This is a genomic window from Nocardioides sp. (assembly GCF_036493135.1).
Taxonomy (GTDB): domain Bacteria; phylum Actinomycetota; class Actinomycetes; order Propionibacteriales; family Nocardioidaceae; genus Nocardioides.
On the sequence record NZ_DASXQG010000052.1, the window covers coordinates 1 to 16,765 of the forward strand.

Annotated in this window: 14 protein-coding genes; 5 read left to right on the plus strand and 9 right to left on the minus strand. The window is 70.2% G+C overall.

What is annotated here, in order from left to right; all coding sequences use genetic code 11:
• Positions 1-43: 43 nt before the first annotated feature.
• The 7 genes from VGJ24_RS09470 to VGJ24_RS09500 form a co-directional block, all read right to left on the minus strand.
• Complete coding sequence (locus VGJ24_RS09470; RefSeq protein ID WP_331500302.1) at positions 44-2,149, minus strand: ABC transporter permease; 2,106 nt, start codon at positions 2,147-2,149, stop codon at positions 44-46.
• Positions 2,146-3,228, minus strand: a complete 1,083-nt coding sequence (locus VGJ24_RS09475; RefSeq protein ID WP_331500303.1) for a betaine/proline/choline family ABC transporter ATP-binding protein — start codon at positions 3,226-3,228, stop codon at positions 2,146-2,148. Before VGJ24_RS09475 ends, VGJ24_RS09470 begins: the two co-directional genes overlap by 4 nt.
• The gene (gene betA, locus VGJ24_RS09480; RefSeq protein WP_331500304.1) at positions 3,225-4,982 is read right to left on the minus strand and encodes a choline dehydrogenase; all 1,758 of its coding nucleotides are present in this window, start codon (positions 4,980-4,982) and stop codon (positions 3,225-3,227) included. Before betA ends, VGJ24_RS09475 begins: the two co-directional genes overlap by 4 nt.
• Before the next feature lie 4 nt (positions 4,983-4,986).
• On the minus strand, positions 4,987-6,483 hold the full coding sequence (locus VGJ24_RS09485) for an aldehyde dehydrogenase family protein (protein WP_331500305.1): 1,497 nt from the start codon (positions 6,481-6,483) through the stop codon (positions 4,987-4,989).
• A gap of 189 nt (positions 6,484-6,672) precedes the next feature.
• A complete protein-coding gene (locus VGJ24_RS09490) occupies positions 6,673-7,467 on the minus strand; it encodes an IclR family transcriptional regulator (protein ID WP_331500306.1) in 795 nt (264 codons plus the stop codon).
• Positions 7,468-7,574: 107 nt separating this feature from the next.
• Complete coding sequence (gene purU, locus VGJ24_RS09495; protein WP_331500307.1) at positions 7,575-8,447, minus strand: formyltetrahydrofolate deformylase; 873 nt, start codon at positions 8,445-8,447, stop codon at positions 7,575-7,577.
• A 7-nt stretch (positions 8,448-8,454) separates the two neighbouring features.
• Entirely contained in the window at positions 8,455-9,894 is a 1,440-nt protein-coding gene (locus VGJ24_RS09500; RefSeq protein ID WP_331500308.1) for a trimethylamine methyltransferase family protein, read from the minus strand.
• Between the two features lie 46 nt (positions 9,895-9,940).
• Between VGJ24_RS09500 and VGJ24_RS09505 the strand changes: the two genes are divergently transcribed.
• Genes VGJ24_RS09505 through VGJ24_RS09525 form a run of 5 tightly spaced genes read left to right on the plus strand, consistent with a single transcriptional unit; the run spans position 9,941 to position 14,904 of the window.
• Complete coding sequence (locus VGJ24_RS09505; RefSeq protein WP_331500309.1) at positions 9,941-10,762, plus strand: IclR family transcriptional regulator; 822 nt, start codon at positions 9,941-9,943, stop codon at positions 10,760-10,762.
• Positions 10,759-11,427 (plus strand): corrinoid protein, encoded by a 669-nt coding sequence (locus VGJ24_RS09510; RefSeq protein ID WP_331500310.1) that lies wholly within the window; start codon positions 10,759-10,761, stop codon positions 11,425-11,427. The genes VGJ24_RS09505 and VGJ24_RS09510 overlap by 4 nt, the downstream gene beginning before the upstream one ends.
• Positions 11,424-12,308 carry a dihydropteroate synthase gene (locus tag VGJ24_RS09515; protein ID WP_331500311.1) on the plus strand — a complete coding sequence of 295 codons (885 nt, stop codon included), beginning with the start codon at positions 11,424-11,426 and terminating at the stop codon, positions 12,306-12,308. The genes VGJ24_RS09510 and VGJ24_RS09515 overlap by 4 nt, the downstream gene beginning before the upstream one ends.
• Before the next feature lie 21 nt (positions 12,309-12,329).
• Entirely contained in the window at positions 12,330-14,288 is a 1,959-nt protein-coding gene (locus VGJ24_RS09520; RefSeq protein WP_331500312.1) for an ASKHA domain-containing protein, read from the plus strand.
• Entirely contained in the window at positions 14,272-14,904 is a 633-nt protein-coding gene (locus VGJ24_RS09525) for a DUF1638 domain-containing protein (RefSeq protein WP_331500313.1), read from the plus strand. Before VGJ24_RS09520 ends, VGJ24_RS09525 begins: the two co-directional genes overlap by 17 nt.
• Positions 14,905-14,917: 13 nt before the next feature.
• On the opposite strand, the gene pabB is transcribed toward VGJ24_RS09525, so the two are convergent.
• Complete coding sequence (gene pabB / locus VGJ24_RS09530) at positions 14,918-16,150, minus strand: aminodeoxychorismate synthase component I (protein WP_331500314.1); 1,233 nt, start codon at positions 16,148-16,150, stop codon at positions 14,918-14,920.
• Complete coding sequence (locus VGJ24_RS09535; protein WP_331500315.1) at positions 16,147-16,749, minus strand: aminodeoxychorismate/anthranilate synthase component II; 603 nt, start codon at positions 16,747-16,749, stop codon at positions 16,147-16,149. Before VGJ24_RS09535 ends, pabB begins: the two co-directional genes overlap by 4 nt.
• Between the last annotated feature and the right edge of the window lie 16 nt (positions 16,750-16,765).

Here is a 16,765-nt window from a genome sequence, read left to right on the forward strand (position 1 = left end):
GTTTCCTTCTTCCCTATGAGGTGTCCGAGAGGAGTGATGCTGTTCAGCCGCGGCCGTAACGGGCGGCGGAGTAGCGCGCGACTCGATCCAGCATCACCCCCAGTGCGGTGATGGCGATGCCGGCGGCGAGCCCCTTGCCGAAGAGCTGGTCCTGTGAGAAGCCCGAGACGACGAGGTAGCCCAGACTGCCTCCGCCGACCAGTCCGCCGATGACGACGACCGAGAGCACATACAGCAGGCCCTGGTTGGTGGCCAGCACCAGGGACTCGCGGGCCATCGGGATCTGGACCTTGCGGATCATCTGCCAGCCGGTGATGCCGGAGGCGTGAGCCGCCTCGACGGTGGTGGACGAGACGCCACGGATGCCGTCGGCCACGAGCTTGGTCGCGATCGGTACGCCGTACGCCACCGCCGCCACGATGGCGGTGAAGCGGCCCACACCGAACAGCGCCAGGGCCGGCACCAGGTAGACGAACGACGGGATCGTCTGGAAGGTGTCGAGGAAGGGACGGATCGTGACGTCCGCGATCCGGTTACGACCCATCGCGACGCCCAGGACCAGCGCGATGATCATCACCAGGATCGTGGCGACGAGGGTCATGGTCAGGGTGATCATGGAGTCGTTCCAGAGCCCGGTGCCGAGGATGATCGCCTCGCAGACGGCGACCGCCACGAGGGCGCGGATGCCGCCGAGCACGAACCCGACCGACAGCAGGACGAAGGCCATCAACCACCACGGCGACTGCGCCATCAGGTCCTGGAGCGGGTTCAGCAGGCCGTAGGTCACGAGGTTCTTGAAGGCGGTCGTGACGGTGTCGACCTGGTTGACGAACCAGTTGACGAAGTCGTTGATCTTCTGCGCGATGTCGCTCCCGAAATCCCAGCTCTCGGGGAACTGGGCCAGGTTGAGGTACTGCCGCGACAGGTAGACGCACACGATGACCGGGATCGCGACCAGGCCCAGGCTGATCCGGCGCATCAGCGCCGACGGCCGCCTGCGACTCACCCGGGCGTCCTCGCTCGCCCAGCGCGGCAACCGCTCGAGCACGACGTTCGTCAGCATCACGCTCATGCCGGAGACGGAGGCGACCCGGCCCTGCACGCGCTCGCGGCGCTCGCTGGCCGCAGTGGTGGTGCGGTCGAGCATGATCGCGATCATCACGATCAGGCCGCCCGAGACCGCCGCGGTACCGACGTCGAGGTTCTGCAGCGCGTTCATCACGTCCTGTCCGAGACCGGGCCCGGCGACGAAGGCCGAGATCACGGCCATCGACAGCGCTGCCATCGTGCACTGGTTGATGCCCACGACGATGGTGCGCCGAGCCATCGGCAGCTGGACCTTGCGCAGGAGCTGGCCCTTGGTCAGGCCCATGGAGCCCGCCGCCTCGATCGTGGTGTCCGGCACGGTCCGGATGCCGTGCTCGGTGATGCGGACCAGCGGCGGCAGGGCGTAGATGATCGTGAGCACCACCGCCGACGAGGCGCCGATCCCGAAGATCAGGGCCAAGGGAGCCAGATAGGCGAACGAGGGCATCGTCTGCATGATGTCGAGCACCGGCGTGATCGCCGGGGAGAGCCACTTGCGTCGTGCCATCGCGATGCCGAGGGGAATCCCGATCACGATGCAGGTGACGACCGCGATCACGGTGATGATCAACGTGTCGACGCCGTCCTGCCAGAAGCCGCAGAGGCCGAAGAGCAGGACGGTCACCATGACCAACCCGGCCCATCGGACGCCGGCGGCCGCCAGACCGACCCACCCGAGCAGGGCCACGACGCCGAGCCATCCGATCTCGGGGACGGGGCGCGGGGGCGAGGGGATGCTGACCAGCTGCTGGATCTGGGTCACCAGCCAGTTGAAGAAGTCGGAGATGTTGCCGATGACGCCGTGGAAGAACCAGTTGGTCTGGGCCGCTGCCTGGATGTCGTCGCGGAGACCGTTGATCCAGGTGTCGAAGCCGTTGAGCTGCTGGAACGGCACGTACAGCGTGTTCTGGCCCTTGAGCAGGGACCAGCCCACGACCCACACGACGGCGATCGCGAGCAGCTTCCACCCGGTGTGGCGCTTGTCTCGCGCGACGGCGCGCGGCTGCTCCTCCTTCGGGGGCGGCGTCGCCGAAGGCTCGGGGGCGGTCTCGACGGCGGTCACGACTCGACATCCTCCGCGACCACGACCCGGAGGATGTCCTCATCGTCGACGACGCCCACGACCCGGTCGCCCTCGACCACGCGGACGGGACCGTCGGCGGCGAGCACGGCGCGTGCGGCTTCACGGACGATGGTCTCGGCCGGCAGGGACGGTCCGCCCTCCGCCTCGCCGGGCTTCGGGTCGCGCATCACCCAGCGCAACGTCAGGACGTGGGACTTCGGGACGTCGGAGACGAAGTCCTTGACGTAGTCGTCCGCCGGTGCGCCGACCACCTCGTCGGGCCGGCCGACCTGGACGACCGCGCCGTCGCGCATGATCAGGATCCGGTCGCCGAGCTTGAGCGCCTCGGCGAGGTCGTGGGTGATGAACACCATGGTCTTGCCGACCTCGTGGTGCAGCCGGATGACCTCGTTCTGCATGTCGCGCCGGATCAGCGGGTCGAGCGCGGAGAACGGCTCGTCGAACAGGAGTACGTCGGGGTCTGAGGCGAGTGCGCGAGCCAGTCCGACACGTTGCTGCATGCCACCGGACAGCTGGTCGGGGTAGGAGCGTTCGTAGCCGCTCAGACCGACCAGGTCGACCATCTCCTGCGCACGTCCGCGTCGTTTCCCGCGGTCGTCGCCACGCACCTCCAGCCCGAACCCGACGTTGTCGATCACCTGACGGTGGGGGAGCAGGCCGAAGTGCTGGAACACCATGCCCACACGCTTGCGCCGCAGCTCGCGCAACGCCTTCTCGTCACACGTCGTGATCTCTTCACCACCGAGGTGGACCGAGCCCGCCGTCGGCTCGATCAGCCGGGTCAGCATCCGGACCAGCGTGGACTTTCCCGACCCGGACAGACCCATGACCACGAACACCTCGCGCGGAGCGACCTCGAACGAGACGTCCTTCACCGCCATCACGCAGCCCGTCTTCTCCTGCAGGTCCTTGCGCGAGAGGTCGGCGTCGGGCGTGCCGATGATCTTGTCGGCGCGGGCACCGAAGATCTTCCAGAGCGCGTCGACCTTGAGAGCGGCGTCGCCGGCGCTGCCGGCGGTGGCCTGACGGTGCTCGGGTTCCATCGTGGGCGCGGTCATCGGGTGACCTCCTTGTCGGCCGGGCCGGCCGGGTCGGCCGGCCCGTCGGTGGCGGCCGCGTTGCGCGCGTCGCCGGGTGGGTAGAGCGGCATGCGGTCGCGATGCCGGTAGTACGGGACGTCGAGGGCGGGCAGCGGGGTGTTGCCACTGATCAGGTCGGCCGACTTCTCGGCCACCATCATCACCGGCGCGTAGATGTTGCCGTTGGTGACAAAGGGGAAGACCGACGCGTCCACGACACGCAGTGCTTCGAGCCCGTGCACTCCCATGGTGGTGGGGTCGACGACGGCGTCGTCCTCGATCCCCATCTTGGCCGTGCACGACGGGTGGAGCGCGGTCTCCGCGTCGCGGGCGACCCACTCGAGGATCTCGTCCTCGCTGTCGACCGAGGGTCCGGGGGAGATCTCCCCTGCGTTGTACGGCGCGAGGCCTGGCTGGTTGAGGATGTCGCGCGCGACCCGGATCGCCTCGACCCACTCCTTGCGGTCGGTCGGGGTCGACAGGTAGTTGAAGAGCATCGACGGGTGCTGGCGCGGGTCGGTCGAGCGGATCTTCACGTGGCCGCGGGTGTCGGCGTACATCGGACCGATGTGCACCTGGTAGCCGTGGCCCTCGGCCGGAGTGCTTCCGTCGTACCTGATGGCGACGGGCAGGAAGTGGAACATCAGGTTCGGGTAGTCGACGTCGTCGTTGCTCCGGACGAAGCCGCCGCCCTCGAAGTGGTTGGTGGCACCGAGCCCGCGCCGGTGGACCAGCCACTGGTAGCCGATGCCGGGGCGGGCCCGCAGGCGCAGCCCCGGGGCGATCGAGACGGGTTGCTTGGAGGCGTACTGGACGTAGACCTCGAGGTGGTCCTGGAGGTTCTGGCCGACACCCGGTACGTCCGCGACCACGTCGATGCCGAGCTTCCCGAGGTCGTCGGCGTTCCCGACGCCCGACAGCTGCAGGAGCTGAGGCGTGTTGATCGCTCCTCCGCAGAGGATCACCTCGCCGGCGTCGACCTGACGGCGGAGGCGGCCGCCGCGCTGGTAGTCGACGCCGACCGCGCGCTTGCCCCGGAACCGGACGCCGGTGACGAAGGACAGCGTGTGCACGGTGAGGTTCTTCCGGCTCTTCACCGGGTGCAGGTACGCCCGGGCAGCCGAGAGGCGACGGCCCCGGTGGAGGTTGCGGTCGAACCTGGCGAACCCTTCTTGGCGGTAGCCGTTCACGTCGTCGGTGAGCGGGTAGCCGGCATCCTGGGCGGCCTGGAAGAACGCACCGAAGAGCGGGTTCTCGGCGGGGCCGCGCTCCAGGACCAGCGGTCCGTCGCCGCCGCGCCAGTCGTCGGCGCCGACCCGGCCGTCGGGGAGGAGCACCGTCTCCATCCGCTTGAAGTACGGCAGGCAGTGGGCGTAGTCCCACTCCTTCATGCCCGGCTCGGCCGCCCAGCGCTCATAGTCGAGCGGGTTGCCGCGCTGGAAGATCATCCCGTTGATGCTGCTCGAGCCGCCGAGCACCTTGCCGCGGGCGTGGTAGATGCGGCGCCCGTTCATGTGGGGCTCCGGGTCGGACTCGTACTTCCAGTCGTAGAGCCGGTTCCCGATGGGGATCGTCAGCGCCGCGGGCATGTGGATGAACGGGTCGATCTTGAAGTCGGACCGGCCGGCCTCGAGGAGCAGCACGCTGGTGCCGGGGTCCGCGGAGAGTCGGTTGGCCAAGGCGCAGCCGGCCGACCCGCCGCCCACGATCACCACGTCGTACCGGTCCGTCATCGCCTCACCCCGCACCGTCGGGGCCATCGGATGCGCCGTCGAACCATCGCTGCTCGGACGGCCGGATGTTGTGCCAGACGTGCTTGGTCTCGCGGTACTCCGCCAGACCCACCTCCCCGAGCTCCCGGCCGAACCCGGACTGCTTGTACCCGCCCCACTCGGCCTGCGGCACGTACGGGTGGTAGTCGTTGATCCACACCGTGCCCATCCGCATCCGGGCCGCGACCCGCTGCGCCTTGCCGGCGTCCTGGGTCCAGACCGCGCCCGCCAGGCCGTACGTCGAGTCGTTGGCGATCGCGACCGCCTCGTCCTCGCTGTTGAAGGTCTCGACGGTGAGCACCGGGCCGAAGGACTCGTTCTGGGTGACGCTCATGCTGCTGGTGCACCCGTCGAGGACGGTGGGCAGGTAGTAGAACCCGTCGGCCAGGGCCGGGTCGTCGGGCGCGGCGCCGCCGCAGCGGAGGACCGCACCCTCGGCGACGCCGGCTGCGACGTACGCCGCCACCTTGTCGCGGTGTGCGCTGCTGATCAGCGCTCCGGTCTCGGCCTTCTCGTCGTGCGGGCCGCCGAGGCGGATCATCTGCGCCCGCTCGACCAGGGCGTCGACGAGGCGGTCGTGCAGCGACTCCTCGACGAGCAGCCGCGCGCCGGCCGAGCACACCTGCCCGGAGTGCAGGAAGACGGCGGTCAGCGCGTAGTCGAGGGCGACGTCGACGTCGGCGTCCGCGAACACGATGTTGGGGTTCTTGCCGCCGAGCTCGAGGGCCACTCGCTTCACGGTCGCGGCGGCAGCGGCCATGATCCCGCGGCCGGTCTGCACGCCGCCGGTGAACGAGACGAGGTCGACGCGGGGGTCGGTGGCCAGGGGCGCACCCGCGTCGGGGCCGGCGCCCAGCACCAGGTTGCCGACGCCGGCCGGGAGCCCGGCCTCGGCCAGCAGGCGCATCAAGTGGATCGAGGTGTGCGGCGTGAGCTCGCTCGGCTTCAGCACGAACGTGTTGCCGGCGGCCAGGCAGGGCGCGACCTTCCAGGACGCCTGGAGCAGCGGGTAGTTCCACGGCGCGATCAGCCCGCACACACCCACCGGCTCGTGCACGATCCGGCTGACCACGTCGGGGTTCCCGGTGTCGACCACGCGGCCGGCGTCCTCCGCCGCGACCCGGCCGTAGTACCGGAGCACCGCCACCACGTCGGCCACGTCGTACCGGCTCTCGACCAGGCGCTTGCCGGTGTCCTGCGACTCGGCGAGGGCCACGGTCTCCGTGTCCCGCTCGAGCAGATCGGCCGTGCGCAGCAGCAGGTCGCCGCGCTCGCGCGCCGACGTGGCCGGCCATGGGCCCTCGTGGAAGGCGCGGTACGCCGCGGCGATCGCCCGCTCGGTGTCGGCGGCGGTGGCCTCGTCGACCTCGCCCACCAGCGACCCGTCGGCGGGGCAGTGGATGGCGCGCCGGCCGCCGGCCGACGCTTCCTCCCAGACCCCGTCCACGAAGAGCTCTGGCATCTGCCGCGCCTTCTTCCCACATTTTGCGACAGGGAAGGCGAGTTGCGTGATCTGCAACTCGGTGCTTATGTCGCAACGATCCCTATGAACGGAGGATAGGTGACCTAGGCCACACGTCAAGGGTCACGACCACATTGTCACCCCGCCGTGCCCTTGGGGAGAGGGGCGGCGGCTTCGCGATCAGGACGGTCAGCTGCGCCGCCCCCACCCGAGGCGGTGCGAGACCTCGAGCGCGGCCGCGACCACCATCGGCACGGCCTCGGCGAGACGCCCGTCGTCCAGCCGGAAGGTGGGTCCGGAGATGCTCATCGAGGCGATGATGTCGCCGTGGGCGCTGCGGATCGGCGCCGCCGCAGCGGTCAGGCCGAGCTCGAGCTCGTCGACCGCGAGTGCGTACCCGAGTCGCCGTACCTCGGCGAGCTCGTCGAGGAGCTTGCGCCGCGACGTGATCGTCAAGTCTGTGAAACGGGGCAGGTCCGGCAGCGCCTGCGCGAGGTCCTCCTCGGCGAGCTCGCTGATCAGCACCTTGCCGTTGCTGGTGGCGTGCAGCGGGATCCGTTGGCCCACCCAGTTGTGGGACTGCAGCGCCGAGGACCCGGCGGCCTGGTCGAGGTACAGGGCAGAGGTGTCCGACCGCACGGTGATGTTGACGGTCTCGCCGGTGTCGGTCGCCAGCTGCCGCGACACGGGCCGTGCCTCGGTGACCACGTCGAGCCTGGCAGTGGTGGCGCCGGCCAGCCGCAGGTTGCCGACGCCGAGCCGGTAGCGGCCGCGGTCGTTGATCTGCTCGACCAGGCGATGCGCCTCGAGCGTGGCCAGCAGACGGAACGCGGTGGACTTGTGGACGCCGAGCCCGCCGGCGATCTCGGTGACGCTGGACTCGCCGTCGTGCGCGAGCAGCTCCAGGATCGTGATCGCCCGGTCGACCGACTGCACCGGGGCAGCGGTCCCGGCAGGTGGTGGGGCGTCTGGCACCGCCGACATGGGGCGCAGCCTAGGTCATGAGTTGCGCATCGCGCGACATGTCCCGCAACACGCAACAAACACCGGCTCGGAGTGAACGTGATGCCTGTTTTGCGGCCGACTCGGTGTCAGCGGAACACCACCGTACGGCTTCCGTTGAGCAGAATCCGGGTCTGGGAGTGCCAGCGAACGGCGCGCGACAGTACCTGCGCCTCGACATCGCGGCCGGACGCCACCAGCTGGTCGGGGCTCAGCGTGTGGTCGACACGCGTGACGTCCTGCTCGATGATCGGGCCCTCGTCGAGGTCTCCGGTGACGTAGTGGGCGGTCGCGCCGATCAGCTTCACGCCGCGGTCGAAGGCCTGGTGGTACGGCTTGGCGCCCTTGAAGCTCGGCAGGAACGAGTGGTGGATGTTAATCGCACGGCCGCTCAGATGCCGGCACAGGTCGTCGGACAGGATCTGCATGTAGCGGGCCAGCACGACCAGGTCGATGTCGAGATCGTCGACCAGTCCCATCAGCTCGGCCTCCGCCTGGGCCTTGGTGTCGGGCGTGATCGGGATGTGGTGGAAGTCGACGCCGTAGTGCCGCGCCATCGGCTCGGCGTCGCGGTGGTTGGAGACCACCAGCGGCACCTCGATCTGGAGGTCGCCCGTCGACGTTCGGAACAGCAGGTCGTTGAGGCAGTGCAGCTGCTTGGAGCACATGATCAACGTGCGGTACGGCGCCTGGGCCGACCACAGGTCGTAGCTCATCGCGAACTGCGCCGCCGTCGGCGCGAACGCCTCGTGCAGCGTGCCGGCGTCGGACGCCCGTGCGGTCTCGAAGTCGATCCGCATGAAGAAGCGACCACTCTCGCGATCACCGAACTGCTGGCTCTCGCGGATGTTGCCGCCGTTCTCCAGGAGGAAGGAGGTGACGGCATGCACGATGCCGGGCTGGTCGACGCACGCCAGCGTCAGCACGTAGTCGCCGAGCGGCTCGACGGTCGAGGTCGTCATTGAGGGGTCAGTCCCCCAGCTCCGTGCGGCGGCGGTTCACGTAGGCCTCGAGCTCCTCGCGGACGGCGTCGTCCAGCGGTGGGGGCTCGTACTCCTCCAGCTTCTGCTTGTAGATCTCGCCCGCGCGGGTCGCGGTGTCCTTGGCGCCGTTGCGCATCCAGCGCTCGTAGTTCTCCGAGGAGGAGAGCATCGGCCGGTAGAAGCAGGTGCGGAAACGCTCCATCGTGTGCGCCGCGCCGAGGAAGTGTCCGCCGTGCCCGACCTCTTCGTGGGCGCCGAAGGCCATCGAGGCCTCGTCGATCTCCAGCGGGGTGAACTCGTGCTGGAGCATCTGCACCAGCTCGACGTCGATGACGAACTTCTCGAACCCGGCGACCAGGCCACCCTCCAGCCAGCCGGCGGAGTGCATCACCCAGTTGGCGCCCGCCAGGAACGTCGGCAGCAGCGTCATCAGCGCCTCGTAGCCGGCCTGCGCGTCGGGGACCTGCGAGGAGGTCAGGCCGCCGCCGGTGCGGAAGGGCAGGTTGAAGTGGCGCGCGATCTGGCCGGTGCAGAGCAGGCCGATCCCGGACTCCGGCGTCCCGAACGTCGGGGACCCGGACTGCATGTCGATGTTGGAGAGGAACGAGCCGAAGACCACCGGGGCGCCCGGGCGGATCAGCTGGGACAGCGCGATGCCGGACAGCGCCTCCGTGATCTGCTGGACCAGCGCAGCCGGGATCGTCACCGGCGACATCGCCCCCATCAGGATGAACGGCGTGAGCACGACGGGCTGGTTGGCGGCGGTGTACTCGAACTGTGCCTCGAGCATCCGGTCGTCCCAGCGCAGCGGGCTGTTGCAGTTGATCAGCGAGATGATCGCCGGCGTCTCCTCGATCGTCTCCCGGGAGCCGAACAGGATCTCGGTCATCGCGATCGTGTCGGCGGCGTTCGTGCCGCTGACGACGTTGCCCATGTAGATCTTGTCGGTCAGCGTCTGCAGCGCATAGACCATGTCGAGGTGGCGGCTGTCGAGCGGGGTGTCGTTCGGCTCGGTGACGACACCACCCGCGCTGTCGAGCACGGGGAAGCTCTGGGCCAGCCGGGAGAAGTTCCGGAAGTCCTCCATCGTGCCGTCGCGACGTACCTCGCCCTCGCGGACGAACGGCGGGCCGTAGACCGCACCGAAGGCCATCGCGTCCGCGCCGATGTGCACGGTGTTCTCGGGGTTGCGGGCCTGCAGGTCGAACTCGCTCGGCGCCTTCGCGACCTGCTCGAGGACGAAGTCGGGGTCGAGGAAGACGGTGCGGTCCTCCACCTTCTGCCCGGCCCTACGGAACAGGTCGAGGGCGCGGTCGTCCATGAACTCGACGCCGATCTCGGACATCAGCCGACGCCAGCCCTGGTCGAGGGTGGCCATCGCGTCCTCGGAGAGCACCTCGTAGCGGGGCATCCGGTTGCGGAACATCGATCCTCCTGTCTAACCTCATGATGTGGGACCACAGTTCCACATCATGGAACCATCACGAAAGACCTTCTGCGAGGTGAGTTTTGCGGTGACCGAGCCGGCGAGCAGCGGGACACAGGCACTCGACCGTGCCGTGCAGCTCGCGTCCATGGTGGTCCAGGGCGACGAGCCGCTGTCGTTCGCGGATCTGCAGGAGACGTCCGGGCTGGCCAAGTCGACGACCTCGCGGATCCTCGCCGCCCTCGAGCGCGGCGGGCTGCTGGAGCGCGACGACACCGGCGGGTACGTCGCCGGCCGTCTCTTCTGGCTGTACGCCGCCCGGCACGACCCGTGGGAGGAGCTGGTCCGGATCGCCCGCCCGGTCATGGAGCGGGTCGGCAGCGACACCCAGGAGACCGTGCACCTGTCGGTGGTGCGCGGCGACAAGGTCGTGCAGGTCGCCCAGGTGGACTCGCGCTACCTGCTCGGGACGCGGGACTGGACGCAGGTCGACGTGCCCAACCACACGTCCGCCCTCGGCAAGGTGTTCCTCGCGTGGGGCGTCCTCGACGTACCCCGGCACGACGTCGCTCGACTCACGCCGGAGACCCTGACAACCCACGCGCAGCTCGATCGCGACGGCGCCGCTGCGCGCCGGCGCGGCTATGCCGTGACCGTCGACGAGCTCGAGGTCGGGCTCACCGGCATCGCCGTTCCGGTCCACGGCGCGCACGATGACGTCGTGGCCGCTCTCGGGATCTCGGGTCCCACCAGCCGCCTCGAGGACCGGACCGAGGAGCTCGGCCGGAACCTGGTCACCCGCGCGGCCGAGGTCGCCGCGGTGCTCCACGGCAACACCCATCACGTCACGAAGGAAGGCGTTGCATGAACACACCCGAGGAGATCCTCCAAGGCCTCTACGACGAGACGCTGGTCGGCAACGCCCCCCGCGTCCTCGAGCTCACCGAGGCGGGTCTGACGCTCGGCATGGAGCCCCAGACCCTGCTCTTCGACGCGCTGATCCCTTCCCTGGAGGAGGTCGGAGCCCGCTTCGAGCGTGGCGACTTCTTCGTCCCCGAGATGCTGATCGCCGGCCGGGCGATGGCCGGTGCGATGGAGCGGCTGCGCCCGCTGCTGGCCGAGACCGGCGTCGAGACAGTCGGCAAGTTCCTGATGGGCACGGTCAAGGGCGACGTGCACGACATCGGCAAGAACCTCGTCAACATCATGCTCGAGGGCGCCGGCTTCGAGGTGATCGACCTCGGCGTCCAGGTGGCCCCGGAGAAGTTCGTCTCCGCGATCGAGGAGCACCACCCCGACATCGTCGGCTTCTCGGCGTTCCTCACCACGACGATGCCGATGTTCAAGGCCAACATCAACGCGCTCGAGAAGGCCGGCCTGCGCGAGTCCGTGGTGATCATGGTCGGCGGTGCCCCGGTCACCCAGGAGTACGCCGACGCCGTCGGTGCCGACGGGTACGCCGCGGACGCCTCGGCCACGGTCAAGCGCGCCAAGGACCTCCTCAACCAGCGCCGTGCCAAGGCGATGGCATGACGGGCACGAACGCGGAGACCAAGGAGACCGTGCTCCGCAGCGCCACCAAGGAGGTCGTGATCGGGCACGGCCGCCGCTTCTGCCTGATCGGCGAGCGGATCAACCCGACCGGCCGACGGATCTTCCAGGATCAGCTACGGGCCGGCGACCTGTCCGCGATCGAGCGCGACGTGGTCGCCCAGGTCGAGGGCGGCGCCGACGTCCTCGACGTGAACATGGGCGTGCCGCTCACCGACGAGCCCGAGCTGCTGGCCAAGGCCATCACGCTCGTGCAGTCGCTGACCGACCTGCCGATCTGCATCGACTCCTCCGTGGTCGAGGCGCTCGAAGCCGGTCTCTCGGTCTATCAGGGCCGCGCCCTCGTGAACTCGGTGACCGCCGAGGACGACCGCCTCGCCGCCATCCTCCCGCTGGTCAAGAAGTACGGCGCAGCGGTCATCGCCCTGCCCAACGACCACGACGAGATCCCGATGGAGGCCGACAAGCGGCTCGCCCTCACCGAGAAGATCATCCGGGTCGCCACCGGGGAGTACGGCCTCGACGCGGCCGACATCCTGATCGACCCGCTGGCGATGCCGATCGGCGCGGACACCACGACCTCCGTGGTGACCATGGAGTGCATGCGCCGGATCCGCGACCAGTTCGGCGTGAACATGACCTGCGGCGCGTCCAACGTGTCGTTCGGGATGCCCGATCGGCACACGCTGGGTGCGGCCTGGCTGCCGATGGCGATGGCCTCCGGGCTGACCAGCGCGATCATGGACGCCCGCACGCCGCAGATCGTCGACGCGATCAAGGCCGCGGACGTGTTCCTCGACCACGACGACTGGGGGACGGCCTGGATCTCCGCCCACCGCGCGAAGCAGGCCGCGTCCGCGTGAGGAGTGGTGCGTGAGGACGGCATGACCGACAGTGAGCCGGAGCGACCGGAGTTCTCGCTCGACGCCGTGCGTCGGGAGGGGCTGCTCGCCCCGGCCGGCGTCGAGCCGGCCGCGCACGACGGCACCGGCCGGGTCCAGCTGTCCTTCACCGTCGAGGACAAGGAGGCGCCGCCGGCGCAGCGCCAGGTGCGGGTGCCGCCGGGCGTCAGCGTCTTCGACTCCGCGTCGTGGAACGGCATCGCGATCGACTCCACGTGCGGCGGGCACGGCACCTGTCACAAGTGCAAGGTGCGCGTCTCGCCGGCCACCGCGGTCACCCGGCACGACGCGCGCACCTTCACCCCGCGAGAGATCGACGACGGATGGCGGCTCGCCTGCCTGGTCCAGGCGACCCGCGACCACGATGTCGTCGTACCGCCGCTGACCACGCGGCCGAAGGCCGCGACCGTCGGCGTCGGCCGCCAGGTGATCCTGCGGCCCGCGGTCCAGAAGCGGTACGTCGAGCTCTCCGAGCCGACCCTCGAGGACCAGCGTCCCGACCTCGACCGGCTCCTCGAGGCGATCGACGACCTCGAGCCGGTGGCCGACCTCCATGCCCTGCGCCGACTCGCCGGCGTGCTGCGGCAGGCGGACTTCAAGGTGACCGCCGTCGTCGTCGACGAGGCCCTGATCGACGTCGAGCCGGGTGACACGACCGCCGTCCGGCACGCGATCGCGTTCGACCTGGGCACCACGACGGTCGTCGCCACCCTGCTCGACCTGGTGACCGGCACGCCGGTCGCGGTCGCCTCGATGCTCAACAAGCAGCAGCCGTTCGGCGGCGACGTGATCTCCCGGATCAGCGCGACCATGATGGACCCGGCCGCCCTCGGCCGGCTCCAGGACGCCGCCGGCCAGACCCTCTCCGAGCTGGCCGAGCAGGTCTGCCGCGAGGGCGGGGTCGACCCGCAGCACGTCTACGAGGCGGCGCTCGCGGGCAACGCGACGATGACCGCGCTGGCCCTCGGCATCGACCCCGAGCCGCTCGGCGTCGCGCCGTTCGTCCAGACCACGGCGACGCCGCCGACCGTGCTCGCCGGCGAGATCGGCCTGAAGCTCCACCCCGGGGCGCGCGTCGCGCTGTTCCCGGCCCTCGGGGCGTACGTCGGCGGCGACATCGTCGCCGGCATGCTCGCCACCGGCATGGACCGCGACAAGCGGGTGCGGTTGTTCATCGACGTCGGTACGAACTGCGAGATCGTCCTCAGCGACGGCGAGCGGATCCTCTCGACGGCAGCGCCGGCCGGGCCGGCCTTCGAGGGCGGCGCGATCCGATGCGGGATGCGCGCGGCCGAGGGTGCCATCGAGGTCGTCAAGCTCGCACCCGACGACCCCGACGTCGAGCTCGGCGTGATCGGCGACGTGCCACCGCGCGGCCTCTGCGGCTCCGGTCTCGTCGACGCGGTCGCCGAGCTGGTCAAGGTCGGCCTGCTCGACGCGAGTGGTCGCTTCGTCTCCGACGAGGTGGCCAAGGAGGTCGCACCCGGGCTGGCCGACCGCCTCACCTTCATCGGCAAGGAGCGGGTCTTCGTACTCCACCGCGAGCGCCTCGATGCGGATCCGACGGAAGGAGTCGTGCTGACGCAGCGCGACGTACGCGAGCTCCAGTTCGCCAAGGCCGCGATCTCGACCGGCTGGACGCTGCTGATGGAGGAGCTCGGGCTCGAGCACCGCGACATCCAGCAGGTACTGCTTGCCGGCTCGTTCGGCAGCTACCTGTCCGCGGCGTCGGCGGTGCGCATCGGGCTGGTACCCCAGCTGCCGGTGCTCCGCATCGTCGCGGCCGGCAACGTCGCGGGCGAGGGCGCCAAGATGGCGCTGCTCTCGATCCGCGAGCGCGCCGGCGCGCTGGCCCTGCTCGAGGAGGTGACCTATGTCGAGCTCTCCGACCGAACCGACTTCAACGACCGGTTCGTCGACCTCCTTGCGTTCCCGAGCTGACCGACCCCGTGCCGGCAGGGTCGCCCTGGTCGCCTGCGGCGCACTGGCCCAGCCGGCGGCGTCGATCGTCGCGCGCCACGACTGGCCGGTCGACATCCACCCGCTGCCTCCACTCCTGCACAACCGTCCGCAGCTGATCGCCGAGGAGGTGCGCCGCCTGGCCACCGAGCTGGCCGCGACGTACGACGCGGTGGCGGTGGGGTACGCCGACTGCGGCACGTACGGCGCGGTCGACGCGGTGTGCGACGAGCTCGGGCTGCGGCGGCTGCCCGGGCTGCACTGCTACGACCTGTACGACGGGGAGTCGGCGCTGGCCGAACGGCTCGACGCCGAGCCCGGCACCTATCTCCTCACCGACTTCCTGGTCCGCTCCTTCGAACGGACCGTCGTACGCGAGCTCGGTCTCGACCGCTGGCCCGAGCTGCGCGACGACTACTTCGGCCACTACACGCGGGTCGTCTGGCTGGCGCAGGAGCCGGACGCCGAGCTGCGCACGCTCGCCCAGCAGGCGGCGGACCGCATCGGGCTGCCGCTGACCGTGGTGCCCACCGGCACCGGCCGGCTCGACACGGCCCTGGCCGGACTGCTCGAGAGCGTCCTGACGCCCAGCCCGTGAGCACGCCATGACGTCAGTCGAACACCCGCAACAGCCGTTCCGCCTTCCAGCGCGACTCGGCGTACTCCTCGTGCGCGTCCGATCGGACCGTGATCGCGCCGCCGGTGCCCAGCTCCCAGCTGCCGTCGCCGGCCGTGGTGAGGGTCCGGATCACCACGCCGAGGTCGGCGAGGCCGGCTCCGGAGATCCAGCCGAACGCGCCGGCGTAGGCCCCGCGCGCGGTCGCCTCGACGTCGCGGATCACCTCCATCGTCCGCAGCTTGGGGGCGCCCGTCATCGAGCCGGCCGGGAACAACGCCCGCAGCGCCCCGATCGTGGTGACGTCGTCGCGCAGCCGACCGCGCACGGTCGAGACCAGCTGATGGACCGACGGGTAGGACTCGACCTCCATCAGCACCGGCACCTCGACCGATCCGGGCTCGGCGACCATCCCGATGTCGTTGCGGAGCAGGTCGACGATCATCAGGTTCTCGGCACGGAACTTGGGATCCGTGGCGAGCCGGCGCCGCAGGCGCTCGTCCTCCTCGGGAGTCGCTCCGCGGGGCGTGGTGCCCTTGATCGGCTTGGTCTCCAGGGTGCGCCCGCGGTCGATCGTGGCGTACCGCTCGGGCGACGAGCTCAGCAGGCACCGGCCGTGGTGCCGCAGGAAGCCGGCGTACGGCGCGGGGTTCACCGCCCGCAGCCGGAGGTAGGCCGTCACCGGGTCGACGTCGCTCTGGACGTCGAGCCGGTGGGTCAGGTTGACCTCGTAGCTGTTGCCCGCCCGGAGCTGCTCCTGCACCTCGGCGAACGCCGCGGCGTACTCATGCGGGACGGCGACGTCGGGCAGTCGCCCGACCGGGGCGGCCTCGGTCTCGACGAGGTCCTCGGGGTGGTGGAAGACCTGCACATGCCGGGTCCGCATCCACACCGCGTCCGGCATCGGTGCGTCGGGGCGGACGAGCGCCGGGAGGTCGGGCCGGCTCGCGTACCCGAAGTAGCCGACCCAGTGCACATCGGGCGGGTCGGTCGCCAGGTGCTCCTCGAGCGCCGCGAAGACGTCGGTCCCGACCACCTCGGACCGACCGGAGGCGTGCCGGGTGACCTCGCCGCGCGCCGCGTCGTACGTCAGCGAGACGTCGTCCTCCTCGAGCCAGCCGAGGAGCGAGCGCCGGCCCGACCAGGGGCGTGCGCCGCCGCCGTCCAGCCAGAAGCAGCGGTCGCGGGTCGCTGCCAGCTCGGCGAAGCGGGTGACCGGGTCGCTCATCGGTCCACCTCCAGGAAGTTGGCGACCAGCCGGGCGCCGTGCTCGCTGAGCACCGACTCCGGGTGGAACTGCACGCCCTGCAACGGGAGGGTCCGGTGACGCACGCCCATCACCACCTCGCCCGTGCCGTCGGGCCCGGGGCAGGTCGCGGTGACGACCAGGTCGTCGTGCACGCGGGTCGCGGCCAGCGAGTGGTAGCGGACCGCGGCGTACGGCGACGGGATGCCGGCGAAGAGCCCGGCCCCGTCATGGCTGATCTCGGCGACCTCGCCGTGCGCGGGCTCGACCCGCTCGACCACCCCGCCGTACGTCGTGACCAGGCCCTGCATGCCCAGGCACACCCCGAGCACCGGCACGCTCGCCGCCAGCAGCACCTCACGACCCACCGAGAAGTCGGCGGGGTCGGCCGGATGACCCGGCCCCGGCGAGAGCACGACGTGGTCGAACGAGAGCACGTGCGCGGCCGTGGTGGCGTCGTGCTGGACCACGTCCGGGAGCGACCCGGTGACGCTCGCGACCAGGTGCACCAGGTTCCAGGTGTAGGAGTCGTAGTGGTCGACGACCACGACCCTCGACACCACCCCCGGCTCCGCTCCCACGCGCGCAAGGTATCGA